The 1,096-nt window shown below is 55.4% G+C and carries 1 protein-coding gene; it reads left to right on the forward strand.

Going from position 1 to position 1,096, the window contains the following annotated elements; translation table 11 throughout:
* Positions 1–117: 117 nt before the first annotated feature.
* Complete coding sequence (locus BSF40_RS31305; protein WP_095968276.1) at positions 118–1,065, forward strand: transposase; 948 nt, start codon at positions 118–120, stop codon at positions 1,063–1,065.
* Positions 1,066–1,096 lie beyond the last annotated feature (31 nt).

A 1,096-nucleotide genomic window follows, 5' to 3' on the forward strand; every position in this document is an offset into this window, starting at 1 on the left:
CCTCCTTTCACCCAAGCGCCGATAAAGAATGCATCTGGCTAGACCGACGATAGGAACAAGCCTGCGCCTCTGGGTGAGCCCTTCAAGTGCTCAAAACCATATCCCGGAGGAAATCCAATGGCAATGCCGGTTTCTGTCACAAAGCCGATCGTGGGCGTGGATGTCGCCAAGAACGAATTGATGATCTATCACGCCGAGCTTGACCTGCTTGAAGCGATTCCCAACAACAAGGCAGCCATCCAAAAGTGGCTGAAGGTCTTGTCGGGGCCCGTTGCTGTAGCCATTGAGTCGACCAACATCTATCACCTGGAGTTCGCCGATCTGGCTTACGAGGCCGGTTGCACGATTTACATGGTGGGTGGCTATGAACTTAGCCATTACCGCAAAGGGGTGAATGTCCGCGCCAAAACCGATGCGCTGGATGCCAGGCTGCTTGCTCGCTATCTGAAGAACGAAGGTGATGACCTTCATCCGTGGACCCCGCCATCACCGCTGTACCGCCAGCTCTTGAGCCTTTTTCGTCGTCGCGCAGCCTTGGTTCAGGCGCGAGTCGGCCTGGTGCAAAGCTGGGCGAATGAGCCGCTGCTGAAATCTGCCTTCGCCGCGCAAGTGAAAGCCATGCAGCAGCTTGAAGCGCTGGTTGAAAAGACGATTAATGATCATCTGAAAGAAGCCGGTTTGCTCGGTCAGTTGAGGCGTTGCCTGAAAGTTGAAGGCATTGGATTTCTGACCGGAGCCCGCTTGCTCACGGCGTTTCAGCGGGGCGACTTCAGAAATGCAGATGCCTTTATTGCCTTTCTGGGAATGGATTTGCGGGTTTCGAAGTCAGGTCAAAAAGACGGTCGTCGGAGCTTGACCAAGCGAGGTGACCCGGAAGCTCGCCGGCTTCTGCACAACGCAGCCATGTCGGCCAGCCGTACGCCAGCCTGGAAAGGCTTTTATGAAGATCAAAGAGCTCGAGGCTTCAGCACCACTCAGGCGCTGGTGATACTGGCTCGCAAGCTTGCTCGGGTCGTATTCGCCCTGCTGAAAGGACAGAGCGAATATCAACCCAAAGCCGGTTGAGGGCTTCCCCTCAACCATAGAATCTCCCACA

It is taken from the genome of Pseudomonas sp. ACN5 (genome assembly GCF_002303975.1).
Classification (GTDB): Bacteria; Pseudomonadota; Gammaproteobacteria; order Pseudomonadales; family Pseudomonadaceae; genus Aquipseudomonas; species Aquipseudomonas laurylsulfatiphila.

Bases quoted from the DNA above. Each gene is read 5' to 3' on its own strand.
- BSF40_RS31305 (WP_095968276.1), top strand. From the start codon at position 118: ATGGCAATGCCGGTTTCTGTCACAAAGCCGATCGTGGGCGTGGATGTC.